This window comes from Photorhabdus sp. CRCIA-P01, assembly GCF_003545805.1.
Taxonomy (GTDB): Bacteria; Pseudomonadota; Gammaproteobacteria; order Enterobacterales; family Enterobacteriaceae; genus Photorhabdus; species Photorhabdus antumapuensis.
Window position 1 is genome coordinate 1 of sequence record NZ_NMQR01000008.1, and the last position, 23624, is coordinate 23624.

The following is a 23624-nucleotide window of genomic DNA, read 5'->3' on the forward strand; positions in this document are numbered from 1 at the left end:
GCTATGTAGCGTTCCGCCGTGGGCAGATAATTAGGCAACAGTTCCCGCTTTTTCATCTCTACCCGCTCCGCCGTTAACGCCAACTGGCGTAACCGCTTAATATCCTGCTCAATGGCGCGGGCTTGCAGGTACATACTCGCCCCCTCTGCAATGGCAACCGCTTGTTGCCGCGCCAGTTTCTGGCGAAGTTCAACCGCAGCCCGGTGTCGTTGAGCAGGCGACAGCATTATTCTGTATCCAGTTTTTCCGCAGGTTCAGCCACAGTACCGATAGTGACGGCGTCTTCATCATAGGCTGCGTACAATTCCGGTGTTTCAAGCGCATAACCTTCATTACGCAGGTATTTATTTTCAAACTGTTTACGGTCATCCACAAATTCCGCCTTACGTTGGCGAGTATTACGCTGTGTCAGAATTTGCAGATTCGGCAACATGGTGACTGTCATACGTTTACTCGGCATAAATGGCGGGATCATCGCCAGACGGCCAGCGATGGAACTCCCCAACATTTGCGCCGCAATTTTTTCAGTCGGTTTATCTGCCGCCTGATACAGTCGATATTGTTCCGCTGCCACTAAGTCAGCACCGACCAGCACCACTAAGCGCGGATCATTCCTGAATTGTTGCGGAATACAGGCGTTAATCAGGTCTGACGCCATCGCATCCAGTGAGGTAAAATCACCGTGCTCATCCAGTTTCACCGGTGTCGTAATCACCTGCTTACCGTTACTCCATTCTTTAGCGATTTGATGCCAACCCATGTTCACATCTTCACCATTAGGATTGGCTTCCGGGTCAGTGGTCTCCGCCACTCGCTGGCCGTTAAAACCAACACGGATCATGTCCAGTACAAAGGATTCATGGGTGAATTCCTGCATACGTTGGAAAAATTCATTTTCTGAACCAGAGTTCGCCCAGACAGATAACAAATCCCAAGGCAAGGCTGCGCCGGAATCAGTTTCAACCAAGTGGTATTTATTGCCGTCAACACCGGTTTTACGCATAAAACGGCCATCTTTTTTACGCCCGGTGAATAACCCAGGATTGCCAACTGGCACTACCTGGCCGGAAAGGTGATCCACATCCGCACAGGTGATCATGCTGAGAAATTCCACGGATTCCAACAACGCACTGCGCAAGAGGGTTTCTTTTGGGTCAGTCAGCGCAAAGTAACGCGATATATCTTCTATTCCATAGGCTTGGGCTAATCCCGCCGCATATTTCTGCAAAAATGCCCGTGCCCGATGATTCAGTTGCATAGCTCTTCCCTTTGCCTTTTTCCATCATGGAATTACAGAAATTTAAAAGGCTCGTTTTTGTCGCCTTTTGGGTTACGCGAGGGCAAGCGGGTAGCAATACCTTCCAATTTGTTAAATTTTTTTAGAATATCGGGCAAACTGTCACATAAACGCGCAAATTCTTCGGTATCGACAACCGCTTTCATTGTCTCGACATCTTCCTGAACGTCAGCGACTTCTCGCTCAGTGGACTCCTGTTTATCTTCAAGCGCGGTAATTCGCGCTTCCAAATCTGCTACAGCCTGGGCCAGCGCCTGCAACGCATCATCGCTTGATGGTGCTGGCTCAGTTTCTTCTGGTTCTTCAATGTTAAAAAAGCTTTTCCATCCTTTTTTGGACCTTGTCATGTCGTTATCCTTAATGTGTTTAACCTCATCAATAACCCGTGGCTTATACGCACTGAATCGACGATGTTTGTTCCTTTTTTTAAATTGCAGACGCGTTGTGCCCACGCTGGCGGGTGAGTCAGTCACTGCCAGTCCTTCCAGATAGGTTTTGCCGGTTCCGCGAAAATCACCATCAGGCGTAAGTTCAACAGAGGTAAACAGTAATTGTCCCTCTCGATTGGCCTGTAACAAATGATGATTGGGTCGCAGTTGCGCATATAAGCGTAAAACCCCAGCATCATCTCGTTCGGCTTTAACGGCTAACACTTCGCCCATTGCCCCGAACCCACGCTCATGTTCCGGCCAAATGCGGGCGGTGTACAACGCCGGGTTATAGAGTTCGGCAGCATCTAAAATCCATTGAGGTTCCATCACTCGGCCATCGACCGTGTCGCCCTCCGTGGCAATACATATCCAGTTAGTCATTAACTGAGACATATTTAATTCCTTCCATTTGAATCAAATACAGTATTGCGGATTCAATAAAATGCTGCGAATGGTTTAATTCTGATGAATTCGGATATAACGCCATAACCGATTCAGGTCGAAATTGAATTAGCGTCAGGATAAATCTAGCCCTGCATAATATGATTACTATGGCTAAATACTCTGATGAACTCATAAGTGTCGCCCGTTCTTTATACCTGCGGCGATATACTCCGGCAGAAATTGCCCATGAATTAAATCTGCCGAATCGGCGGATCATTTATTATTGGGCGGAAAAATGGCATTGGGCGGATATGCTCAGCCATGAAAGTGTTGTCGAAGCCATTAACCGTCGGATTGCCGTGCTCAGTGAACGCAATAATAAAACCACGTTGGAATTGGACGAACTTGATCGACTAATAGCCCATCATGTGAAATTGATGGCGCAGGAAAATAAGCATAAAGAAAAGCTGGCCGAAATTAAGGCGCAAACACAATCAAGTGGTGAATATATACTATCCGGTGACGGTGAACCCAAGAAAAAGAAACGCTATCGTAAAAATGATATTTCGACACTGACTAAAGAAGATTTCCAGAAATTTGTCGATGAGACGCTTTTCGGCTATCAAAAACATTTGCGCAATAATCTGGCAAAACAGATTAGAAATATCCTCAAGAGTCGGCAAATTGGCGCGACCTGGTATTTCGCCTTTGAGGCATTCGAAAATGCCGTGTTAACCGGCGATCCTCAAATATTCTTATCCGCCTCAAAACCACAAGCAGAAGTTTTTCGCTCGTATATCGTCAATATCGCTGAACACTTCTTCGGTGTAACGCTGACAGGCAACCCTATTCGACTCAGCAACGGCGCCGAACTGCGTTTTTTATCAACCAATAAAAACACGGCACAATCCTATTCCGGTCATTTGTATTGTGACGAATATTTTTGGGTGCCTGATTTTAAACGCCTCAATGAAGTGGCGTCAGCAATGGCAACCCATGACAAATGGCGTACCACCTATTTTTCAACCCCCAGCGCCAAAACCCATCCCGCCTATCCATTTTGGATGGGTGACGAATGGCGCGGCAATGATCCCAAACGTAAGAACATTGAATTTCCCTCTTTTAATGAACTGCGTGACGGGGGTCGTGATTGCCCGGATGGTCAATGGCGCTACGTCATCACGCTAGAAGATGCCATTAAGGGCGGATTCAACCTGGCATCCATTGAAAAACTGCGCAACCGCTATAACCCAGACACCTTTAACATGCTGTATATGTGTGTGTTTGTTGATAGTGGCGCCGCTGTTTTCAAATATCACCAACTGGAAAAATGCGGTGCTGATATCCATCTCTGGGAAGACCATGATCCCAACGCACTGCGTCCCTTCGGGGATCGCGAAGTCTGGGGCGGCTTCGACCCGGCCCGTTCTGGCGATACTTCAACCTTTGTCATTATTGCCCCGCCCATGATGGCACCCGAAGTTTTTCGGGTATTGGCAACGTTCTATTGGCAAGGCATGAACTGGAAACATCAGGCGAAACTGATTGAAGATCTCTTCAAGCGCTACAGATTCACCCATATCGGCATTGATACCACGGGGATTGGTCATGGTGTCTATGAAATGGTGCAAGACTTCGCCCCCCGACAAACCTACGCTATCCACTACAATCCGCAAAGCAAAAACCAACTGGTCATGAAAATGATTGATGTGGTCAGTGAGGAACGTATCGAATGGGATGTGGAACAAAAAGAAATTCTGGCCTCATTTCTGGCTATTCGACACACCACGACGAAAAAAGGCGGCAGCATGACCTTTGTCGCTGACCGCTCGCGGGAAACCGGACACGCTGACGTGTTCTGGGCAATCGCTCATGCCCTAATGAATGAGCCGTTAAATTACGACAAGAAACGCACCTCTAAATACACATTTGCCAAGGCTGCATAATGAAGAAAACGTTAAGGAAAATCCACGCACATTCCCCACGTACAAACGACTGTCAACGGAAAATGAGTTTAATCACACTGGGCAAACCAGAGCCTATACTCACCACCAGGACGGATTACCAAGAAATCTGGTATAACAATGATTATGACCACTACACACTACCGATTGATCGTTTAGCCCTGGCACAACTGGCTAACATGAACGGTCAACATGGCGGTGTACTCTATGCCCGCCACAATATGATTGCCTCGGACTATCTCGGCGTTCGCGGCGGAGTGAGTCATGAACAATTCAAGTCCGCTGTGATTAATTTCCTAATTTTCGGTGATGTAGCCATTCTGAAAGTCCGTAACTTCTGGGGTGATGTGGTCGCACTGGAGGTCTTGCCCTCGCTATACCTGCGCCGCCGCAAGGACGGTGATTTTGTGGTATTACAGGAGGATGAACCCTTGGTTTACTCACCGGAAGAAGCGATTTTCATCAAGCAATATGACCCACAACAGCAAGTTTACGGATTGCCGGATTATATTGGCGGTATTCATGCTGCCCTGCTCAACGCTGAAGCCACCATTTTCCGTCGTCGTTATTACCACAATGGCGCCCACACTGGCGGTATCATTTACACCAATGACCCGAATATCTCTGATGAGACCGAAGAGGAGATCATACGCAAGCTTCACCAAAGCAAAGGCATTGGCAACTTTGAAACTCTGTTCGTAAATATTCCCAACGGCGACCCTGACGGCATTAAATTTATTCCGGTGGGTGATATTTCAGCCAACGATGAATTTGCCAACGTCAAAAATATCAGCTCGCAAGATGTGCTGACCGCTCACCGATTCCCGGCGGGACTGGCTGGCATTATCCCGACCAATGTCGGCGGGTTGGGTGATCCTGAAAAAGCCCGTGAGGTCTATCGCCAGGATGAAGTTATCCCCGTCCAAAATATGTTCATGAATGCGATAAACACGCATGATATACCTGAAATATTACATATCCGTTTTAAACAAGATCGCGTAAGTTCGGGTGCAAAATGTGCAAAAAACAGGTAAAATTACCGAAAATGGATACTTTGGGAATAAGGAACATGCGCGTATTAAAAATAATCTGCCCTGAATGTGGCGCTAAGGCGGTTATTCGCAAAACGAATCGAAAACACCGTGAAATTGCTGATCTGTATTGCGCGTGTTCCAATGTTGAATGTGGTTATACATTTGTGATGAATTTGACGTTTTCACACACGCTGAGTCCCAGCGCAAAAACGGGTGATAAACTGTTGCAGACTGTGATTAACAACCTCAACCCGCAACAGCGTCAAATGGCATTGGATTTGTTGCAAACCAGAGCTGCCTAATTCAAACTTTGAGCCAAGCCACTATTTAGTGGCTTTTTTCATTTTCATCAAATTGCTTAATTAATTGAGTAGTCAATTCTGAACACCAAATAAGAGCTTGATAACGCTCATCATTACTGCAACCTCCATTAATAGCCAAGCGTAACAGCAAATCAACGCGTTCCAGTGAAATTGACTCAGCAAAAAAATCTACCATACTATCCTCTTAACCCTATAATACTGTTTTTTTATACAGCATATATAAATATAATTAACAAGTGAAGCAATTCTGTTATGAAATAGTGTGTTATGTGATTTCTATCGTTTCTGATTCCATTTTCTTCAACATGTTCAGATAATGGCCTTTGGGGTCACGAACTATTTCATTAGTATCAATCTTGATACCCAAATTTTCACTTAACCTACTCATTATCATTTTTGTTATTTCAGTATGCGTTTTTTAACTTTATGTAGATGACCGAACATAGATAAACAATAACGTTGGCCATCTACGACTATGCTACTCCCCCTCAGTAATGAACGGGCCAGAGCATGGCTCATCTCTAAACCGTGCAAGTTAGCTGATTCATAGACCCGCCGTATTTTTTCGTCATCACTCATCTGATACCAACTATGATGAACCTTTTCTAAACACGGATCATTCCCTTTTCTGACCATACTTCGTGCCTCCGTACAGTTATTGACAGAACTCCAAGAGGAAGAAAAAACCAAACCCTCTCCCGCAGATACCGGGCTGGATTTAGGGACAATCTTCCATTTCACAGTACGGGTAACAAAAGAAGAGGACTCGCCCAAGCTGGGCGAGTAAACCCCTAAAATACGCTGGACATCCTCACCGTAGGCATTACCTTGTTCTGTGATCTCATACGAGAGACGCACGGTTAAATCCTTCCGTGCAACCAGTGCACCGCCCTGAAACTCGGTATAGGCTGACCAGTTGCCAACATCTGCGGCAAATCGCACGTTATCCATATCCTGATCAGGCAAAATTTGCTCATCACCACGCAGACGACGCAGTTCGCGCCAGACAGAAACCGGAGCACCGCCAATCTGCTGAAACTGACGGATGCGCCAACGGCTCGCCCAGGCAGAAACAGAGCGGGACATATCCTTGAGGTTGTGTCCTGTCTCACGGTCAATTTCACCGTCGAGTGCGTACCCGTCGATGTTCTTTGAAATATATTTGGCGATATAGCCCGTTGCACTGCCCTTTTCTGGATCTATCCGCTTAACAAAAAATCGAGCGTTCTGTGCTTCTTCGCTTTTCAACTCGTGCGCATCTTCTTGGGTTGCGTACTTCTGCACAATTTCCCGCATTCCTTCGACGTGCTCAGGCAGCATAAATAACAACAGATGCCAATGCGGTGTACCGTCATGATGTGGCTCAACAACACGGAAACCAAAAACACTAATCCCCGCACGAGAATAAGCAGCGCGAATTTTCGCCCAAACCTTACACAAATACCGCTGTGTATCCCTTGGGGTCGCACCGTTCCAGTTTTTCACAAAACCGCCACCACTATGTACAGAGTGATATTTAGAAGGTGCTGTAATAGTATAAAAATCTCCTACACAGCCCATTTCGTTAGCCAAGTCCTCAAATCCGCGCATACGGATCATGAGTTCACAACGGCGGACAGCAGGGTTTGCAATGCTGCCCAAGACCTTATCGCTTAACGAAACTCGTTCTCCATCTTCATTCTCTAAATCGAACGATTGCAGAAACTCCCAATTTAGCCGCTTCTGCTCTGTCCATTCATGTAAAGTCTGACGTGAAACATAGGATGAAACAGCTTTTTGCACTTGTCCGACAGCAATTGCAATATGCTCGGCACGAATATCACGTATCCGCTTTAAACGGATGTACCACCATTGATCTGACATCATGCGCAGCAATCCGGCACATAATTGGTCTTCTGTCGGTTTAATTCGACCTTTTACAAACTGCTGCCAATATGGGGCTATCGTTCCCGCTTGCTGTGTCAATTTAGCCAAACGGGTATAGACGTGAATTAATCTACGGTAAGCGTCCTGCTCATTCTGTAGGGCCTGTTCAACATATTGGTCGTAACTCTCAGCCATAAACCGCGCAATCTCATGCGCAAGCTGTTTTATCTCTTTACGTCCTAATGTTGGCAATTGTTCCAGTGATTCGATAAACGGGAACGGCATAACACCAGATACGATATGCTGGAACTCGTATTGTTCATTGACCAATTTTAACCGTGGTAATACGTTCTCGCAGAACTGACGTAAAAACGTATTAGCCCGGCGGCGACCAGATTGATTGAAAATGTTGGCATAACGTGTTGCAAGGTAGATCGCCAGTGAATGCGGCACATTCTCAAGATATTGATGCCGCCATGCATAATCGTTGGGATTTGCCTCCCACATAATACGTTCAGCCAGAGTTGCGTCATTCGGCAACCCTGGCTGAAATTCTATACTCTGGCGATACATTGAACGCAGTGCATCGCCGTTATTTTCTTCTTTTCTTTCAATATTCATGTTACAAACAATTAACGGGAATTAATTAAAATAAAAACAAAACAAATTCTTCCGCTATCTGCGGATACAAATCTTTATTAATTACCGTTACATGGGTTATTTTTCCTGAAATCAATCTTCCTATGAAATTTCCATTATCATCAATTTTATTCAATGCAAGAAAATCACCTGTTTTATATTCTCGATCATTTACTCTAAATTCTGCTTTTTTCTCTCCGTTATCGATAGCTATAAAATAAACTCTTTTTTAAATGATGAGTTTTGTTTTTCACTTTCATGATTATTCACCCTCACGAAAGAAAAAATTCGGTGATAGCGATGTAAGTTCATATCTGATATTTCCATATGAATAATCACAGCTAACATCATCTCTTATGACAGAATTAACGATAAAGGTTCTAACCCTAACGCCTTTATATTCACGCAAAATAACAATATCGTTTTCCTCAATCACGGGCATAAATACCGATATATCAATACAAAGTTGATGATTTGACACAATGCAATCAAAATTTCTAGTTGTTAGATCATGATATCTAGTCATCCCATACACTCCGATAATGTTTCTGTTCCATCTCGAAAACCTCCTGACAGGAAACACAACGGGTAACACCCATAACTTTCATCCGTCGCTCTGCTGGGATTAATTCCCCATAATCTTCACATTCAAACGCAGAAACACTAACAGGGCGATTTATATGCCTTAATATTCTACGTTCTAGTATTTCATCATTTAATTAGGCAGTGATAGATTATTCGGTAATAATGCACTCGTTACCTTGATAAGATTTATTGCTCGTATCAAATTAGTCATTTCTTCACTGGTTAATTCATTCAATGCCAGTTCATGCCTATCAGTTGGTATCCGTGCTATATAAAAAATGGCTGCTAACACGCGTTTATTATCCACATAATTTTCGCTACGTTTATCTCTCATCTCATTAATAAAGACACTTAACTCTTTATTATCAGATTTGAAATATTGTGCCCTGACTTGAGCGACTTTATTTAATCCATTAACCCGCGCTTCAAAGGATACTAAAAACGCGCGTTGTTCGCTTGATTCAAATTGATATTCCGTGTTCACGTAAACCTCATCGAATCAGGAACAGAATAAAATAAGCAAAAGCAAATAAAACGATTGGATAGATAAATCTATCTTTTTTGGGTTTAAATGACTCACCAGTCAATTTATATTGGTGTTCTTGCTGCTCTAATGCATTCATGCTGACCTCATACTAACAATGCTACCAATACCTGCAACAACATCAACAGCCGAACTAGATGCAGGATTAGAATGCCATCTTGATGAAATGGTGATACCCGCTAAAGTTAATAATCTGATCGCATTATTAACCGTCCTCTTAAACTCAGCTACACGGGTATGGTTGAAATGATCTCCCGAAACAACGGCACTTACCAGTTTTCCCACTTCAGCCGTTACACCTAACAAATAACTCGACATGCTGGAATCACAAATCTCATTCACCGGTACTGATGGTTGGCATTGCAATTGCTCCAGTAATCCATCCAAAATAGATGCGTCTTGCGTTGCATCGGTTAACTTCATCAAGTCAACACAAGTCAGCATATGGGGCTGTTCAGGGTTCAGCTTGTTGCGCAGCATTTGCGGATTCATTCCGATAGCTTCCGCAATCTGGGCTAAATTGCCCCTATGAGTGTTGGCAAATGCCCGGCAAGCATGATCAAAGTGTGTATGTTTGGAAACTTGATAATCAAACATTGCTGTTTTTCTCCAAAAGCGAAATGCTTTGCTCGTATTACGCGTTAAGAGAAAATGAAACATTGCAAACCGTTAATGCCTCAACAGTCAATGCGGCCATATTAATTTCAACTTTTTCATTTGCACGATTTTTCTTACGGATAGGTAAGCGACCATCACGGATCATGTCACGAGCCGTACTCATTGGCATGTTGTGAATGCGGCAGTATTCCTTTAATGGGAGGTATGGAGTAGTTATGGTGATTGTAATGTTAGGGCGCATAAGGCAAAATCCTCTATATTTTTATCTCGTTTTTATCAGTTTACATTCGTCAGCTATCGTAAAAAACTACAAATTAAGGCTAAGATTGTATCGTATTTAGCTACACGTCAACAGACGCTATCGCTTTTTACGTCAAATCGTTAATTTACTATGACAGTACTAAACATTGATATGGCTGGAGAAAGCACTCCAGTACTAGATCGCATAATCGAAGCTTATGGATTTACTTCTAAGCTTATGCTCGCCCATCACTTTGATATGGCATCAAGTAGTTTAGCTGGAAGGTACAAGCGGAACATTTTTCCTTCTGATATGGTCGTCCGCTGTATGGCAGAGACAGGAGCAACTCTTGAGTGGTTAGCAACTGGTCAAGGAAAAAAATTTGCTGGTGACGAGCTGAACATCATAAAATTACAGAACCATAAGCTGGTAGACGGGAAACTGTATCAGTCTGGTTATGTTATGTTCGACAAGATAATGTTCACTACAGGCGTTTCTCTCTCTTCTGACTCTTTTTGCGTTTTGGATAACAAAACTCACTACATCATTGACCATAAATTTGCCGATGTTTATGACGGCAAGTGGCTAGTTGAAATTGAGGAAAAAATCAGCATTCGTGAATTAATTCGAATTCCTGTTAAGCGCGTTCGCGTTTCTGGTGTAAGTATGGCGTTTGATTGTGACCTAGACGATATCAAAGTACTAGGTCGTGTTGTAATGGCTTGCCATCAGTAGCACCATGAAGATATCAAATACAATGCTAACTTCTTTAAAAATAGCCACTCTTGCTTTTTTGCTAGTGATCTTTGTTATTATTTCTACAAACGTTGATCATGGTGTGTCAACTCTTGCAGTTGTTATTTATCTACCTTTACTAAAAATTGCTTTCTCCCCCTTATCTTATCACTGGATTTTGCTATCCCGTAAAAAATCAGAAGGAGAAAGTAATAACCCTGTAGCCGGTAGAACCACAGCGAAATGTCAGAAGGTAAAGCGCTCATCTGGGAAGATATTAATGAGCCCTAACCACTAAGGATTTTGGGAAAAACTAACAAGCTATTTGGAATATTCACAATCTCTGGTTACTGCCATTTAAGAAATGAATATAAAACCTTTTCTGTTGGAAAAATACAAACAATGATTTCATCAAAGGATCATAAAAAATATTATTTTCATGATCGGTTAACTAAATAGTCGGAATCTCGAAAAATGGCACTGACCAAACAAGCTGATGGAAAATGGCGCTTAGATTTTTACCCAGAGGGTAAAAAAAACGGTATTGGGAAACGGATTAGAAAAAGCTTTACGACTAAAGGTGAAGCATTAGCCTATGAGCGTTATATTTTAGAGTCGGTTGATAATCAACCTTGGCTAGACAGTAAAGAAGACCGCCGTAAAGTTTCTGAATTAGTTGTGACTTGGTATGAGTCACACGGCATCACTTTGGATGATGGAGAGAAGCGCCAGAACGCAATGCTATATGCTTGTGAATGTATGGGCGATCCTAAAGCTGTTGAATTCACTGCACAGTTATTTTCATCCTATCGAGAAAAACGTCTTTCTGGAAAACTAGCCAGAACATCTCGTGTTTCTAAGGTCGCACCAAGAACGGTAAACCTTGAACTTTCTTATTTCCGTGCTATGTTCAATGAACTTAATAGGCTTGGTATCTGGACATATGATAATCCCTTAAAAAATATCCGCCCGTTTAAAACCGAAGAAAGCGAAATGGCTTTTCTGACTAACGAGGAGACTAAAAAACTATTAGAAGAATGTGAAAAAAGTAGATCCAAGCATTTACTAACCGTAGTTAAAATTTGCCTTTCTACTGGTGCGCGTTGGTCGGAAGCTGAAAAATTAAGGGCTTCTCAGGTTAGCCAATATCGCATCACCTTTACCAAAACCAAAGGTAATCGAAACCGAACAGTACCAATCAGTGAAGAGTTGTATAATACTTTTCCTAAAAAACGCGGTAGTTTATTTTCATCATGCTATTCAGCGTTTAGAACAGCTATAAGAAGGACAGGTATAGAGCTTCCTGACGGTCAGTTATCCCATGTGTTAAGGCATACATTTGCTAGCCATTTCATGATGAAAGGGGGAAACATTTTGGTATTACAACGAATACTAGGCCATACAGATATTAAGATGACTATGCGCTATGCTCACTTTGCCCCAGACCATCTTGATGATGCAGTTAGACTTAATCCCTTAGCTGCATGATATAAGGGGTGTCTTGCCCCTTTTGTGTCCCCTGAGAACTCAAACCATCAATAACCAATAGCAACTATCGCTACATAACTTTTTGATTTTATTGTAACTTATTGATTTTAAAACCCCTATCATGGTTCTCATAATCGCTTGGTCACTGGTTCAAGTCCAGTAGGGGCCACCAGATTTTAGCTGTAAAAACAGATAGATAGGCCACTCAAGTAAGAGTGGTTTTTTTATGTCTTTTAGTCAGTGGCGACAGAGATTTTTTCATAAAGCTATTGCCTGGATGAAAACACACTAGCCAGCTTCAATTTCTGAACGGGAGTTAGGCTATTTATCAACCTCTTAACATCATCACTCTTCCTACTCTTATCCCTGCTTCCTCTTGAAGATAATGTGAGAAATATATCTCAATTTTAAAAGCTTATTCTAGACACCGAATAGAATTGCAAATTGCTAAGACCTCAATTCTGTGTCTATTCAATTTTTCTGTACTTAGAACATTGGCGGGTTTCTGACTCCTTGTATTTTCTTTGAGAGTTTGACGCGCCATGTAAGTATATGGCGTCGGGAGGCCCAAAACGGCTACAAGCACCGCAGACGTATTCCCCTTACGGGTGTTATATTAGTCGCCCTCCCGACATTGAATCGGGGCAAGATGATAGCCAAATAGCTACCATTAAAATTTAGGCATAAAAAACCCAACACTGACGGGGTTGGCTGTATCCGCTTGTAAGAGGTTTTGAGTCCTCATGCATAAAACGGTTTTCAGAAGGTCAACTACAATTTTCCATATGCATTAAGATCTAGTCTCCAGTACGATTTGATCTTGACTGTCGTACCATGTACGAGTATTATGTTTCCATATATAGGCAAGGATGTTTTTTATGGAATATCTGGTTTTTATCGAAACTCCCGTATTTAGTAGGGAACGAGCAGAACTGTTAACCGATGATGAATTTAGGCTATTACAGGAGTACTTACTAAAGAATCACGAACAGGGTAGTACCATCAGCGCTACTGGAGGATGTAAAAAGATTCGTTGGCAGCGAGAAAGAATGGGAAAACGTGGCGGAGTAAGAATTATCTACTATGCCATAACCAAAACTGGAAGGCTCTATCTCCTTTTGATTTACCCTAAAAATAAAAAAGATGACTTAACTCCAAAAGAAAAAGAGATACTTAAAGCCATCAGTAGCAAATTACAGTAATCAGCACCGCGCAGATACGCGGCAATGTTCATACAACAGGAGAGACTATGGACAAAAAACTTTTTAACGATCTGGTTGAAAGCATGAATCAGATGGTAGCAATTGAAAAAGGCGAACTTTCTGTTTCTGATGAAAATATCCATTACCATCGCCTGCCTGATGTAAAAAACTTACGTGAAACCTTTGGCTTAAAACAAAGTGAATTTGCCGAAGCTGTTGGCGTTTCTGCATCTCTAATTCAAAGCTGGGAACAGCACCGCCGCATTCCTTCTGGTTCATCACTGAAACTACTTAAGATGCTTGAACGTAATCCTGCGCTTATTAATGAATTAAGCACACTTTAATACTTTCACTTTCTCCTTGTCGTAATGCAAAAGGAGAAAATAATTTCAGTTCTGTATATCCTGTAAAGCCGCGCTCTATCTGATTTCTATGATAAAGCACGGCTTTCCTTCGTGATTTTATTTTTTACGTAAAATATAATTTTTTATTTAATATCAATGCATTGGGTTTTTTCCGTGATCCTCTTTTGATCCAAAACATGCAGGCGGGTGCGGTGTAGTGCCGTTTTCGTCATAAGTTCGTTTATTTCGTGTCATAAGCGTAATAGGGCAAGACATCTGATTCTTGAGCCAGATAATACAATCAGTTAAGGTAGTGTCGCCATCGGCAAAATCCGATGGTCAGGGGGTCGCAGCCTTGAATGAACATCCCACTGGTAAGGTTATTTTCTTACCAGTGTGCCTGTTATCGCTCTTTCTATGGCGGTTCAGGCAGGGGAGGCTATGCCTCGCCGGATTGGATGTTCTCTGGTACTGCGAACCCTGTTTGAACCGCCACCATCAAAGATGGTAAGCAGGAATATGAAAAAAGACTGGCATACCGCCGATATTATCGCTGCGATACGTAAGAAGAATAAAATGCTGGCATCATTGTCCAGAGAGCACGGCTTAAGCTCTTCAACATTAGCAAATGCTTTAACGCGGCCCTGGCCCAAAGGGGAATTGTTGATCGCTCAGGAAATTGGTGTAACCCCTGCTGAGATCTGGCCCAGTCGGTATTTTGACGAAAATAAGCAGCCCATCAAACGAACCGTTCGAAATGATTTACCAAACAATTCTGATATCACATCAGTTATTTCTATACCCGAAAAAGTAACGACAACTTTTAAACCACTAAACTAATATAACACTCTGAATTATCAGTTTTTTATTACACTCATTGACCATTCTTTAATATCAGAATTGTATTCAAGCTCTATGAAGGTGTAAGAAAGCCCGCATGTTGCAGGCAAGATAATTGTGTTTCAGACCATCAGAACACAAACCCGTAGCGCTGATTGATATCGCATTATTAACCTGGGTACGTATTAGTTTGATTAATAACCGTGCTGTGTGCGTCTGGTTGCGTTTTATGAGGATATGAAAGAAGGCCACGTATTAACGCAGCCTGTTAATTAATGGTGATTTTCATTCAATGGACAACGTTAACTGATGTCCGATAGCCAATGCGACCTTACCCACCGTATCAATTTTGGTTGAGTGCCGTAAATCAAAGATACGGGTCACTTCCTGCTTTTTCACCCCCATACGGCTAGCTAACTCAATTTGCGTTAACTTGGAATCAAGAAACGCATTGAGCATAAGCACCTTAGAGGCCACGCTTAAAGGCACATCGACATAATCATCATCCTGCCCTACAGGGCTAGGAAGCGGGATTTTTTCACTATCTTCGAAGTAAAATTCAAAGGCGGTTATTAGCGCATCAAGTGCCATCTCTAGCGCCTCTTCCCGTGTATCCCCCTGGGTTAAAGCTTCGGGAATATCCGGGAACGAGATGAAATAACCGCCCTCTTCTACTGGCTTTAGTGTGACTGGATATCGCATATTTTTAATGGTGAACCTGTTGCGCGAGAACCAGCCCCTTGCGAGGCTGGTTTTTATCACAATCCTAATTGCTTAATGATTGCTTTCCTCAGTGGCTCTTTGATCTCTTGGCTAGGGTGTCTCGGCATAATGCTTCGTTTCCCCCGATATCTCAGTTTCAGATGGTTTGTCCCGTTTGAAACTTCGACTCCTTGAGCTTCCAGCCACCGTCTAAACTCGCTTTGCTTCACCACTCCTCCATTCTGTTGAACATACCAATACAGTAAACATTTATGCTTACCACGTCAACGCTTTTGTTTACCATCTAGAAAGAGTAAAAATAACCTCTACCGAAGAGAGATCAATTAATCTAGCCAATCACTGGAGAATATTTTTGTTTCAACCCATCCGATTTATAGGCCGTGTTGTTCCTTATCGCGCTGGCGTTCTCCGGCGTGACTGTGTTGTGGTGCGTATGCGCGGCAGTCAGTTCAGCTAATTCCTTAACCATATCAAGCGATTAACTCATTAATTTCATTACACTAATCTGTTGACTCCCCCCATACTACCGGAACAATAATCGCCTGATTACTGGTTCAAATCCAGTAGGGATTGCCAAATTTAAGCTGTTAGATCAGTATATTAGGCCACTTAAACAAGAGTGGCTTAATAGGTTGATGAGTGAATGACTCTATGTGCATCTGGTTGCGTTTGGTGAAGGGTAAAGATTATAAAACACAGTGGCTTGATCAAAAGCGGTAAATGTTAAAGGCCACCGGGAGGTTACCCCGATGGCCTTAGCTACGTTTCCGTTATCTATTTCAGCAATGCACGGATCAGCTCTAAAAGCGCAACTAATGCTTTGAGAACGATGATAGCAATATCAATAAATGCTTTCACCCGTTTGCTCCAGTTAGGAGCACGACTTAACCAGCCATTGCCTTTACGCTGCCTGTCCGGCTGGCTTCCATCAAGTCAGTTAAGGAATATCGCGCTCTGACCGAGGCACTGAAGCAGCACCACCTGTTCTTCAGCCAGGACTTACGAAAACTTGCGTCAGAGATACACAGGCCAGAACGCTAACCCAAACTAACAGCCGTTGATTATAGGTTTATTTTCAGATGATTCAATCAATTAAAATGATGAGTTGGTAAAAACAAAAAAGCCAACTGGTGAGGTTGGCTTTTCTATTTTTCCCCATACAGGACAGGGGTATCTTTTGTGCTATTACCGAGATTGGTAGCCTCAGTCCTAGCGCGATATTCCTTAACTGACACAACCAGTCTAATACCTATAGCATAAAATATCAACCTAGTGTACAGCGTAAAGAACCTCATACAAATGGACGATATTCAACCAATTACAGACGAATACTTCTGTTTCAGCCCATCCGATTTATAGGCCGTATTCCTTATTGCGCTGGCGTTCTCCGGTTTACCCGTATTATGGTGTGTATGACTGGCTGTCAGTTCAGTCAACTCCTTTACCACAAGCGTATCTAACATCAATTACATGACATTGATTTGCTGGATTCCCCCCAAACTACAGGTGTGTAAGGCCAAAACACCAAACTGGAATAACAGTGTATCGCCAATCGCCTTACGCCAGCGTTCTGGATCTTCGCAATAAGTTTGTACCACTTTACTTTCGTAGTCGTTGGTGGTTTCCCCCTGGATGATGTGATAGGGCGAGTCAGGCTCAACATCAGTGCAAAACACATTATCAAAGCTACTCATGAGCTTTTCCTTATTAAACGGTTTTTAAACGCGTCGCACCCTTAATTTGTCAGGATTTGCGGCGTATTGGTAAATTTCAATGAGATATTCATATCTAATTAATCCAATGCTATGGCTACCGATAAATTGCATTGTTATCAGATCAGCCCTTGCCACTCCTCAATATCTTGATACGAAAAGCCATTAATGATTTTTTTGAACCAAACCGTATACACATCAGGAGCATTATTAATTAACTCCCTCAATTTCAGAGGATTAACCCATTTGTAATCGGACACTTCGTCAAGGTTAATTATCGGTTCTTTATCAAAGCGTCCAATAAAAACATGATTATACTCGTATTCAATCAAATCATTAGGAGGTATCGCATGATAAATAAATGACGAAACCTTTTTCAATGGACAGTCAAAACCCATCTCTTCGCCAAGACGCCGATGCGCAGCGGCTTCAATAAAGATAGAAAAGGCCCGATGTAACGTACCTTTCTGATGAATATCAGCTTTTCCCGCTGAACCAATGGGATTGTCATGTTTATCAACAAGAACAAGTATTTCATCCATTCCACTCTGACATTAATATAAAAATAAAATAAATTAATAGAATAATCATTAATGTTTTAATTAAACAGATTCAAAAAAAGAATATATCCAACATTAATCATTTATCACCAAGACTCACCTGTTAAATTACAGGCCCTACAGATCATGACCTCGGGTATCACACCAAGTTATAGCCGTTTCTCTCATCCTTTTGGATGTACTTTTACAACAAAAAAACATCACAGAAAATTAAACGAATAATAAACAAATAAGAGAAAATCTCCTTAATAACTAAACATTTATTAAACAACTGTCGATTTTTCATCTTAAAAAAACACAAATAAACATCCGTTGAAGTTTTGTTTAATACCAAAGGAGTATACTCAGTGTTTGCAAGTCTTCTTCCCTCCAGTATTTTTTAGAACTAGATAAAGAAATGGAATATATGTATCAACCTGCCAGTTCAGGAATTCGACTGTTCACAGATTTAGTCGGAAAAAAAATTAGCCCTAGCCCTCATTGGTATTCTGCCCAGAATCGCACTAAATTTGCCTTACGTAGCGCTCTGATGCCAATATCGACACTAAAACTATTAAACCAGATAGTTAATACGCCGTTTTATCTGGATATTTTGAAGAAACAACCTTGTTTACCTTCTAAATTACATCGCCCTTATCTGAGCATTAACTTCAATAGAGGGCAGACGTTACGTGCAATAAATGAACACTACCAGCTATTATTTACTGGGTTAAATCAGTCTATTGTTAATAAAATATTCCGTTCCAATGCATATCCATTAGCAGTTATCAATGGTAAGAGTGGAACTTATACTATCTCTTTAGATTCTATGGACTGTTTTAATAAAGAAGGTGAGCTTACTCTATTTATTATGACAGAAGATAATAAAACTTTAGCAAGATGCGCTTTCACACTACTCACTATTGCCGGTAAAAAAACACTGTTCATTGGTGGACTACAAGGTTCCAAAGGAGACGCAACTCTTGAAATTATCCGCGATGCAACGAAAGATTGTTATGGATTATTTCCAAAACGCTTACTGATTGAATCCATTTGCCGTCTCGCTGCCCACTTTGAATGCCAGCAAATTCTGGCAGCCAGCAATGATACTCACATCTATAAGAGCCTACGCTATTGGCATAAAAAGAAAGACAAATTAGTCGCTGATTACGACTCTTTCTGGGAATCATTAGGTGGAGCAAAAGGAAAAAATAAGGATTTCCATCTCCCCTTATCCATTGAAAGAAAACCACTTGAAGATATAGCCAGTAAGAAACGGGCAGAATATCGCCGCCGCTATCAATTACTAGATGAACTGGATAATGGAATGCAGCATTCTCTGCCTTCAAATTAAATCAGAATCAGGCCGCTACCTCTCACAGGACGGCCTAATTTTTGAGATGACTCTTACCTCGGTTTAACCATCTGCCATTCAAGATGTATTTTAACCGCAGGCCATTCACCACTGATAATGCTGTAAACACAAGTATCCCTGATACTGCCATCTTTAGATACACCATGACTACGCAGAATTCCATCAAGTTTTGCACCCAGTCGCTCTATCGCTTTCCGACTCTGATGATTAAAAAAATGAGTGCGAAACTCCACGGCGATGCATCCTAATTCTTCAAACGCGTATTTCAATAAGAGATATTTTGCTTCCGTATTAATATGTGTCCGCTGAACAGAACGAGCATACCAAGTATAACCTATTTCCACCCGGCGGGCATCAGAATCAATATTCATATACGTAGTCATTCCAACCGCTTTACTTGTTCGATGATCAATAATCGCAAAAGGCAACATAGTACCCTTTTCATGTAGGAATAAACGACGCTCAATCTCATTACTCAACTCAGCCGGCGAAGGAACACGGGTGTACCACAATTTATGCAACTCACCCTCTTCAATTACCTGTAAAAATTCATCATGCCGTTGATGAGTTAGAGGCTCTAAAGTCACCCCTTTTCCTGCCAAAGTTACCCATTCAGTCATCTGTTTTTTCATAATAACCACTGAAGTTATAAATTAAGTCAGAATAGAAGAGATTACCCTATTCCGGAGTCAAGTTAATATATGGAAAATCAATCCCACATTAAAGCAAAACCCGCACTTTTAACATCTTAGGTGGCTCTCACATTATTCAGAAAAAAATACTAAAACTGGGTAAACAAATCGCCTGACTGAATGAGTCATATTCTCTCTATGTAAGAATGCAAAGCTATGCCACGAACTATCCGGAAAAAGTGAACGACTGAAATCAATGATTAACCTTTCTAGAATCAATCAACAAAGCGTACACCAACAACTTTTGTGTTCCAATTTCTCTTCACTAACTCTATAGCAGAATCTGATTTCATGACCTTCATCACATTCATTTAACATTTTTTTCCCAATTAACCTTATTCCATCTAAATTTGAATCATTACTCATCCGACCACTTGGCGTTTTGTCCCGTGGTTTAGGACATAATAATAATCTGGTTATGATTGACAAACACCCGATGGAGATTGCAATGAGCCATTATCCTCACCTGTTCGCCCCTCTAGACCTGGGGTTCACCACACTAAAAAACCGCATTTTGATGGGATCAATGCACACTGGACTAGAGGAACATCCCGATCCCCAGAGACTTGCCCTCTTTTACGCTGAACGGGCAGCCGGAGGCGTGGCATTGATTGTCACAGGCGGAATTTCGCCAAATAAACAAGGTGTTATAGGGAAAGGCACTGCATTTCTGGTAGATGAAAAAGATCTCATTCACCATAAAGTTATTACAGACTCAGTTCATCAGGCTGGTGGAAAAATTGCAATGCAAATCCTACATACTGGCCGTTATAGCTATCAACCACACCTTGTCGCCCCTACTGCCATTCAAGCACCAATTAATCCATTCATGCCTCGTGAAATGACAGAAGAAGACATTCAGCAAACCATTGCTGACTTCGCTCATTGTGCTCAACTGGCACAGCAAGCAGGTTATGATGGCGTAGAAATCATGGGTTCCGAGGGCTATCTGATTAACCAGTTTCTGACTACCCGAACCAATCACCGCCAGGATAAATGGGGCGGAAGTTTCGAAAATCGAATGCGTTTTGCGGTGGAAGTTGTTAAAGCAGTCCGTCAGGTAACAGGGCGAGAATTTATTCTAATCTACCGGCTTTCGATGTTGGATTTAGTCGAGGATGGTTCTAATTGGCAGGAAATCGAGCAACTCGCCGTTGCTATTGAGAAAGCGGGAGCATCTATCATTAATACCGGTATCGGCTGGCATGAAGCCCGGATCCCAACGATTGCCACTATGGTTCCCCGCGCCGGATTCAGTTGGGTAACACAAAAGTTGATGGGAAAAGTTTCTATCCCATTGATCACAACAAACAGAATTAATGATCCCAACATTGCAGAACAAGTGCTGGCTCAAGGTTGTGCCGATATGGTTTCTATGGCACGACCTTTTCTGGCTGATGCTGAGTTCGTTATGAAAGCCCAGCAGGGGCGGACTGATGAGATTAACACTTGTATTGGCTGTAATCAGGCATGTCTGGATCAGATTTTTGTCGGTGAAATAGCCTCTTGTTTAGTTAATCCCCGCGCCTGCCACGAAACAGAAATGACTGCTGAACCGGTTACCATGCCTAAAAAATTGGCGGTTGTCGGTGCCGGACCTGCCGGATTGTCATTTGCAGTGACCGCTGCCAGTCGTGGTCATCATGTCACTCTGTTTGAACGTGACGGACAGATTGGCGGACAATTTAATATTGCCAAACAGATCCCAGGTAAAGAAGAATTCCATGAAACATTACGCTATTTTCAACGTCAGTTAGCAATCCATCATGTTGATGTCAGGTTGAACCAGACCGCCACAATAGAAGCACTTTCTGATTTTGATGAGGTGATTATCGCCAGCGGCATCGTACCTCGCCAACTCATGATCGATGGTATCCATCACGAAAAGGTACTGAGCTACTTAGATGTATTAAAGGATAAGAAAAATGTCGGTCAACGTGTCGCTATCATTGGCGCAGGTGGTATCGGTTTTGATACCGCAGAATATCTGAGTCAACCAGGAAAAAGTACTAGCCTTGATAGCACCACTTTCAGCGAAAAATGGGGCATTGACCATACTCTGACACATCGTGGTGGTTTATCTCCTGAAGGCCCTAAACCAAAACCTTCTCCCCGAAAAATTTATCTATTACAACGTAAACCGACAAAAGTTGGTGAAGGATTAGGTAAAACAACAGGTTGGGTACACAGAACCAATCTGCACATGCGCGGCGTGAAAATGCTCAACAATATGCAATATTTGAAAATAGATGATCAAGGATTACATATTAGCAGCAATGGGGAACAGCGCTGTCTTGCCGTAGATAATATCGTTATTTGTGCCGGACAAGAACCACTGAGAGAATTATATCAACCGCTACAGCAAGCGGGAAAAACAGTGCATCTTATTGGTGGGGCAGATGTTGCAACGGAATTGGATGCCCGACGGGCTATCGATCAAGGTACTCGGTTAGGCTTTAAAATTTGATGATAAATAATGACGGTCATAGACAGACCGTAAAAACAGAGCGAATCCTCAAACCGCGCCATTCCTGGCGCGGATATTTTACGCTTTCTTACCTAAACCTTTTTTTAAACCGAAATATTTTAATCAATTAATTACGCTGAGTTAGCTGATCCGATGCCAGACGGTCATCCTCAGCCTGACAAACAGCGGCAGTGAACAATACATCGGTAGAAGAGTTCAGACTCGTTTCCGCAGAATCCTGTAATACACCAATAATCAAACCAACTGCTACAACTTGCATAGCAATCTCATTGGAAATCCCAAACATGCTACAGGCCAGAGGGATCAACAGTAAGGAGCCTCCAGCTATACCAGAAGCACCACAAGCACAAATTGCAGCAACCACACTCAGTAACAATGCTGTAGGCAGATCAACCGGCATACCAAGTGTACTGACCGCAGCCAGAGTCAATACCGTGATGGTCACCGCAGCGCCTTCCATATTGATCGTCGCTCCTAATGGAATAGAAACTGAATAAGTATCTTCATGCAGATTCATACGGCGGCACATCGTCATATTCACCGGAATATTTGCAGCCGAACTGCGAGTGAAAAATGCCGTTACGCCACTTTCACGCAGGCAAGCAAATACCAGTGGATAAGGATTACGACGAATTTTCCAGTAAACAATCAACGGGTTTACAACAAGTGCCATAACCAACATACAACCCAGTAATACCACCAGCAATTGGACATATCCCAGTAAGGCATTAAACCCCGTTTCTGCAATGGTTGCAGACACCAGACCGAAAATACCAACCGGTGCAAAACGAATGACCACCCGAACAACCTGAGTAACCGCCTCAGACATATCATGAATGAGAGACTTAGTTGAATCCGTCGCATGACGCAGGGCGATACCCAAACCAATAGCCCAGGCAAGGATACCGATATAGTTACCATTCAGTAACGCGTTCACTGGATTAGCAACAACATTAACCAGTACCCCTTTAATCACTTCCATAATGTTTTCAGGCGGAGACATCTGAGCATCATTGACAGTCAGCACTAGTTGTAACGGGAACATAAAGCTACCGGCCACGGCAACCAGCGCAGCAAAAAATGTCCCCAAGATATAGAGGATAAGGATTGGACGAATATTGGTTTTTTGGCCCTTTTTATGGTTAGCAATAGAAGACATGACCAGAACCCATACCAATACCGGGGCGACTGCTTTCAGGGCACCAACAAACAACGTCCCAAGCAAACTGACTGATTTGGCAACCGAAGGCGCCAACCACGCTAACAGTATCCCGGCAATTAAACCTACCAAAATTTGTTTAACCAGGCTCCCTTGCACAATGTAATGTACGAAGCCACGTTTTTGTTTTTCCATAGCTGATCCATTTTATTAACAGTTTTATTAAACCTATACCCTATGGATTTCAAGGTGCATCGCGACGGCAAGGGAGAGAATCCCCGGGAGCATAGCGAACTATGTGACCGGGGTGAGTGAGCGCAGCCAACAAAGAGGCAACTTGAAAGATAACGGGTATATATTTTTTTGTGTTTGCTTCCTCAGTATAGGGAAACCAAGAGTAG

Annotated in this window: 28 protein-coding genes and 2 pseudogenes; 10 read left to right on the forward strand and 20 right to left on the reverse strand. The window is 42.5% G+C overall.

Annotated features, from left to right (window positions below):
* The 3 genes and pseudogenes from D3222_RS07065 to D3222_RS07075 all read right to left on the reverse strand — a co-directional run.
* Positions 1-227 (reverse strand): annotated as a pseudogene (locus D3222_RS07065) (terminase); the annotation flags it as partial.
* Positions 227-1258: a phage major capsid protein, P2 family gene (locus D3222_RS07070; RefSeq protein ID WP_118985532.1), complete on the reverse strand. Its 1032-nt coding sequence runs from the start codon at positions 1256-1258 to the stop codon at positions 227-229. The gene D3222_RS07070 and the pseudogene D3222_RS07065, both read right to left, overlap by 1 nt.
* A 32-nt stretch (positions 1259-1290) precedes the next feature.
* Positions 1291-2121, reverse strand: coding sequence for a GPO family capsid scaffolding protein (locus tag D3222_RS07075; RefSeq protein WP_118985533.1), 831 nt, complete (start codon positions 2119-2121; stop codon positions 1291-1293).
* Positions 2122-2279: 158 nt separating this feature from the next.
* On the opposite strand from D3222_RS07075, the gene D3222_RS07080 reads away from it, so the two are divergent.
* Genes D3222_RS07080 through D3222_RS07090 form a run of 3 tightly spaced genes read left to right on the forward strand, consistent with a single transcriptional unit; the run spans position 2280 to position 5412 of the window.
* The gene (locus tag D3222_RS07080; RefSeq protein ID WP_118985661.1) at positions 2280-4058 is read left to right on the forward strand and encodes a terminase large subunit domain-containing protein; all 1779 of its coding nucleotides are present in this window, start codon (positions 2280-2282) and stop codon (positions 4056-4058) included.
* Positions 4058-5110 carry a phage portal protein gene (locus tag D3222_RS07085; RefSeq protein WP_232832439.1) on the forward strand — a complete coding sequence of 351 codons (1053 nt, stop codon included), beginning with the start codon at positions 4058-4060 and terminating at the stop codon, positions 5108-5110. The genes D3222_RS07080 and D3222_RS07085 overlap by 1 nt, the downstream gene beginning before the upstream one ends.
* Before the next feature lie 35 nt (positions 5111-5145).
* Positions 5146-5412, forward strand: coding sequence for an ogr/Delta-like zinc finger family protein (locus tag D3222_RS07090; RefSeq protein ID WP_176692807.1), 267 nt, complete (start codon positions 5146-5148; stop codon positions 5410-5412).
* Between the two features lie 25 nt (positions 5413-5437).
* Here D3222_RS07090 and D3222_RS24985 read toward each other — a convergent pair whose 3' ends face one another.
* From D3222_RS24985 to D3222_RS07120, 8 genes are all read right to left on the reverse strand, one after another.
* Positions 5438-5608 carry a hypothetical protein gene (locus tag D3222_RS24985; protein WP_157975302.1) on the reverse strand — a complete coding sequence of 57 codons (171 nt, stop codon included), beginning with the start codon at positions 5606-5608 and terminating at the stop codon, positions 5438-5440.
* 224 nt (positions 5609-5832) lie between these two features.
* Positions 5833-7920 (reverse strand): replication endonuclease, encoded by a 2088-nt coding sequence (locus D3222_RS07095; protein ID WP_118985536.1) that lies wholly within the window; start codon positions 7918-7920, stop codon positions 5833-5835.
* Positions 7921-7945: 25 nt separating this feature from the next.
* A complete protein-coding gene (locus tag D3222_RS26625) occupies positions 7946-8152 on the reverse strand; it encodes a DUF3850 domain-containing protein (protein WP_118985537.1) in 207 nt (68 codons plus the stop codon).
* A 304-nt stretch (positions 8153-8456) separates the two neighbouring features.
* Positions 8457-8645 carry a TraR/DksA C4-type zinc finger protein gene (locus tag D3222_RS07105; RefSeq protein ID WP_118985538.1) on the reverse strand — a complete coding sequence of 63 codons (189 nt, stop codon included), beginning with the start codon at positions 8643-8645 and terminating at the stop codon, positions 8457-8459.
* A gap of 8 nt (positions 8646-8653) precedes the next feature.
* Positions 8654-9007: a DUF5347 family protein gene (locus D3222_RS07110; RefSeq protein ID WP_118985539.1), complete on the reverse strand. Its 354-nt coding sequence runs from the start codon at positions 9005-9007 to the stop codon at positions 8654-8656.
* A 7-nt stretch (positions 9008-9014) separates the two neighbouring features.
* On the reverse strand, positions 9015-9146 hold the full coding sequence (locus tag D3222_RS26435) for a hypothetical protein (protein WP_255417019.1): 132 nt from the start codon (positions 9144-9146) through the stop codon (positions 9015-9017).
* Positions 9143-9664 carry a phage regulatory CII family protein gene (locus tag D3222_RS07115; RefSeq protein WP_118985540.1) on the reverse strand — a complete coding sequence of 174 codons (522 nt, stop codon included), beginning with the start codon at positions 9662-9664 and terminating at the stop codon, positions 9143-9145. Before D3222_RS07115 ends, D3222_RS26435 begins: the two co-directional genes overlap by 4 nt.
* Positions 9665-9701: 37 nt before the next feature.
* Positions 9702-9926 (reverse strand): regulator, encoded by a 225-nt coding sequence (locus D3222_RS07120; RefSeq protein WP_118985541.1) that lies wholly within the window; start codon positions 9924-9926, stop codon positions 9702-9704.
* Between the two features lie 150 nt (positions 9927-10076).
* On the opposite strand from D3222_RS07120, the gene D3222_RS07125 reads away from it, so the two are divergent.
* From D3222_RS07125 to D3222_RS07145, 5 genes are all read left to right on the forward strand, one after another.
* Positions 10077-10661, forward strand: a complete 585-nt coding sequence (locus tag D3222_RS07125) for a phage repressor protein CI (RefSeq protein WP_118985542.1) — start codon at positions 10077-10079, stop codon at positions 10659-10661.
* A 474-nt stretch (positions 10662-11135) separates the two neighbouring features.
* Positions 11136-12149, forward strand: a complete 1014-nt coding sequence (locus D3222_RS07130) for a phage integrase (protein WP_118985543.1) — start codon at positions 11136-11138, stop codon at positions 12147-12149.
* Between the two features lie 878 nt (positions 12150-13027).
* Positions 13028-13351, forward strand: a complete 324-nt coding sequence (locus tag D3222_RS07135; protein ID WP_118985544.1) for a type II toxin-antitoxin system RelE/ParE family toxin — start codon at positions 13028-13030, stop codon at positions 13349-13351.
* 47 nt (positions 13352-13398) lie between these two features.
* Positions 13399-13695: a NadS family protein gene (nadS, locus tag D3222_RS07140; protein ID WP_113044380.1), complete on the forward strand. Its 297-nt coding sequence runs from the start codon at positions 13399-13401 to the stop codon at positions 13693-13695.
* A 519-nt stretch (positions 13696-14214) separates the two neighbouring features.
* Positions 14215-14535, forward strand: a complete 321-nt coding sequence (locus D3222_RS07145; RefSeq protein WP_118985662.1) for a helix-turn-helix domain-containing protein — start codon at positions 14215-14217, stop codon at positions 14533-14535.
* Between the two features lie 285 nt (positions 14536-14820).
* Here the strand turns inward: D3222_RS07145 and D3222_RS07150 are convergent, their stop codons facing one another.
* The 7 genes and pseudogenes from D3222_RS07150 to D3222_RS07165 form a co-directional block, all read right to left on the reverse strand.
* Complete coding sequence (locus D3222_RS07150) at positions 14821-15237, reverse strand: type II toxin-antitoxin system HicB family antitoxin (protein ID WP_118985545.1); 417 nt, start codon at positions 15235-15237, stop codon at positions 14821-14823.
* 56 nt (positions 15238-15293) lie between these two features.
* Positions 15294-15467 carry a type II toxin-antitoxin system HicA family toxin gene (locus D3222_RS07155; RefSeq protein WP_112876676.1) on the reverse strand — a complete coding sequence of 58 codons (174 nt, stop codon included), beginning with the start codon at positions 15465-15467 and terminating at the stop codon, positions 15294-15296.
* Positions 15468-15586: 119 nt separating this feature from the next.
* Entirely contained in the window at positions 15587-15727 is a 141-nt protein-coding gene (locus tag D3222_RS25435) for a hypothetical protein (RefSeq protein ID WP_198672768.1), read from the reverse strand.
* A 305-nt stretch (positions 15728-16032) separates the two neighbouring features.
* Entirely contained in the window at positions 16033-16104 is a 72-nt protein-coding gene (gene dinQ, locus D3222_RS26630) for a damage-inducible type I toxin DinQ (RefSeq protein WP_369973501.1), read from the reverse strand.
* A 464-nt stretch (positions 16105-16568) separates the two neighbouring features.
* Positions 16569-16721 (reverse strand): hypothetical protein, encoded by a 153-nt coding sequence (locus tag D3222_RS25440; protein ID WP_198672765.1) that lies wholly within the window; start codon positions 16719-16721, stop codon positions 16569-16571.
* Positions 16722-16778: 57 nt separating this feature from the next.
* Positions 16779-16952, reverse strand: a pseudogene (locus D3222_RS07160) (class I SAM-dependent methyltransferase); the annotation flags it as partial.
* Between the two features lie 137 nt (positions 16953-17089).
* Complete coding sequence (locus D3222_RS07165) at positions 17090-17512, reverse strand: isopentenyl-diphosphate Delta-isomerase (protein ID WP_118985546.1); 423 nt, start codon at positions 17510-17512, stop codon at positions 17090-17092.
* Between the two features lie 415 nt (positions 17513-17927).
* Between D3222_RS07165 and D3222_RS07170 the strand changes: the two genes are divergently transcribed.
* Positions 17928-18863 (forward strand): VirK/YbjX family protein, encoded by a 936-nt coding sequence (locus D3222_RS07170; protein WP_118985547.1) that lies wholly within the window; start codon positions 17928-17930, stop codon positions 18861-18863.
* Between the two features lie 53 nt (positions 18864-18916).
* On the opposite strand, the gene D3222_RS07175 is transcribed toward D3222_RS07170, so the two are convergent.
* Positions 18917-19516, reverse strand: coding sequence for a GNAT family N-acetyltransferase (locus tag D3222_RS07175; protein WP_118985548.1), 600 nt, complete (start codon positions 19514-19516; stop codon positions 18917-18919).
* 508 nt (positions 19517-20024) lie between these two features.
* Here D3222_RS07175 and D3222_RS07180 point away from each other — a divergent pair.
* On the forward strand, positions 20025-22043 hold the full coding sequence (locus D3222_RS07180) for an oxidoreductase (protein WP_118985549.1): 2019 nt from the start codon (positions 20025-20027) through the stop codon (positions 22041-22043).
* Between the two features lie 127 nt (positions 22044-22170).
* Here D3222_RS07180 and sstT read toward each other — a convergent pair whose 3' ends face one another.
* Complete coding sequence (gene sstT / locus D3222_RS07185; protein WP_118985550.1) at positions 22171-23418, reverse strand: serine/threonine transporter SstT; 1248 nt, start codon at positions 23416-23418, stop codon at positions 22171-22173.
* Positions 23419-23624: the final 206 nt, after the last annotated feature.

Bases quoted from the DNA above. Each gene is read 5' to 3' on its own strand.
- D3222_RS07070 (WP_118985532.1), bottom strand. From the start codon at position 1,258: ATGCAACTGAATCATCGGGCACGGGCATTTTTGCAGAAATATGCGGCG.
- D3222_RS07075 (WP_118985533.1), bottom strand. From the start codon at position 2,121: ATGTCTCAGTTAATGACTAACTGGATATGTATTGCCACGGAGGGCGAC.
- D3222_RS07080 (WP_118985661.1), top strand. From the start codon at position 2,280: ATGGCTAAATACTCTGATGAACTCATAAGTGTCGCCCGTTCTTTATAC.
- D3222_RS07085 (WP_232832439.1), top strand. From the start codon at position 4,058: ATGAAGAAAACGTTAAGGAAAATCCACGCACATTCCCCACGTACAAAC.
- D3222_RS07090 (WP_176692807.1), top strand. From the start codon at position 5,146: ATGCGCGTATTAAAAATAATCTGCCCTGAATGTGGCGCTAAGGCGGTT.
- D3222_RS24985 (WP_157975302.1), bottom strand. From the start codon at position 5,608: ATGGTAGATTTTTTTGCTGAGTCAATTTCACTGGAACGCGTTGATTTG.
- D3222_RS07095 (WP_118985536.1), bottom strand. From the start codon at position 7,920: ATGAATATTGAAAGAAAAGAAGAAAATAACGGCGATGCACTGCGTTCA.
- D3222_RS26435 (WP_255417019.1), bottom strand. From the start codon at position 9,146: ATGAATGCATTAGAGCAGCAAGAACACCAATATAAATTGACTGGTGAG.
- D3222_RS07115 (WP_118985540.1), bottom strand. From the start codon at position 9,664: ATGTTTGATTATCAAGTTTCCAAACATACACACTTTGATCATGCTTGC.
- D3222_RS07120 (WP_118985541.1), bottom strand. From the start codon at position 9,926: ATGCGCCCTAACATTACAATCACCATAACTACTCCATACCTCCCATTA.
- D3222_RS07125 (WP_118985542.1), top strand. From the start codon at position 10,077: ATGACAGTACTAAACATTGATATGGCTGGAGAAAGCACTCCAGTACTA.
- D3222_RS07130 (WP_118985543.1), top strand. From the start codon at position 11,136: ATGGCACTGACCAAACAAGCTGATGGAAAATGGCGCTTAGATTTTTAC.
- D3222_RS07135 (WP_118985544.1), top strand. From the start codon at position 13,028: ATGGAATATCTGGTTTTTATCGAAACTCCCGTATTTAGTAGGGAACGA.
- nadS (WP_113044380.1), top strand. From the start codon at position 13,399: ATGGACAAAAAACTTTTTAACGATCTGGTTGAAAGCATGAATCAGATG.
- D3222_RS07145 (WP_118985662.1), top strand. From the start codon at position 14,215: ATGAAAAAAGACTGGCATACCGCCGATATTATCGCTGCGATACGTAAG.
- D3222_RS07150 (WP_118985545.1), bottom strand. From the start codon at position 15,237: ATGCGATATCCAGTCACACTAAAGCCAGTAGAAGAGGGCGGTTATTTC.
- D3222_RS25435 (WP_198672768.1), bottom strand. From the start codon at position 15,727: ATGGTTAAGGAATTAGCTGAACTGACTGCCGCGCATACGCACCACAAC.
- D3222_RS25440 (WP_198672765.1), bottom strand. From the start codon at position 16,721: ATGTTAGATACGCTTGTGGTAAAGGAGTTGACTGAACTGACAGCCAGT.
- D3222_RS07165 (WP_118985546.1), bottom strand. From the start codon at position 17,512: ATGGATGAAATACTTGTTCTTGTTGATAAACATGACAATCCCATTGGT.
- D3222_RS07170 (WP_118985547.1), top strand. From the start codon at position 17,928: ATGGAATATATGTATCAACCTGCCAGTTCAGGAATTCGACTGTTCACA.
- D3222_RS07175 (WP_118985548.1), bottom strand. From the start codon at position 19,516: ATGAAAAAACAGATGACTGAATGGGTAACTTTGGCAGGAAAAGGGGTG.
- D3222_RS07180 (WP_118985549.1), top strand. From the start codon at position 20,025: ATGAGCCATTATCCTCACCTGTTCGCCCCTCTAGACCTGGGGTTCACC.
- sstT (WP_118985550.1), bottom strand. From the start codon at position 23,418: ATGGAAAAACAAAAACGTGGCTTCGTACATTACATTGTGCAAGGGAGC.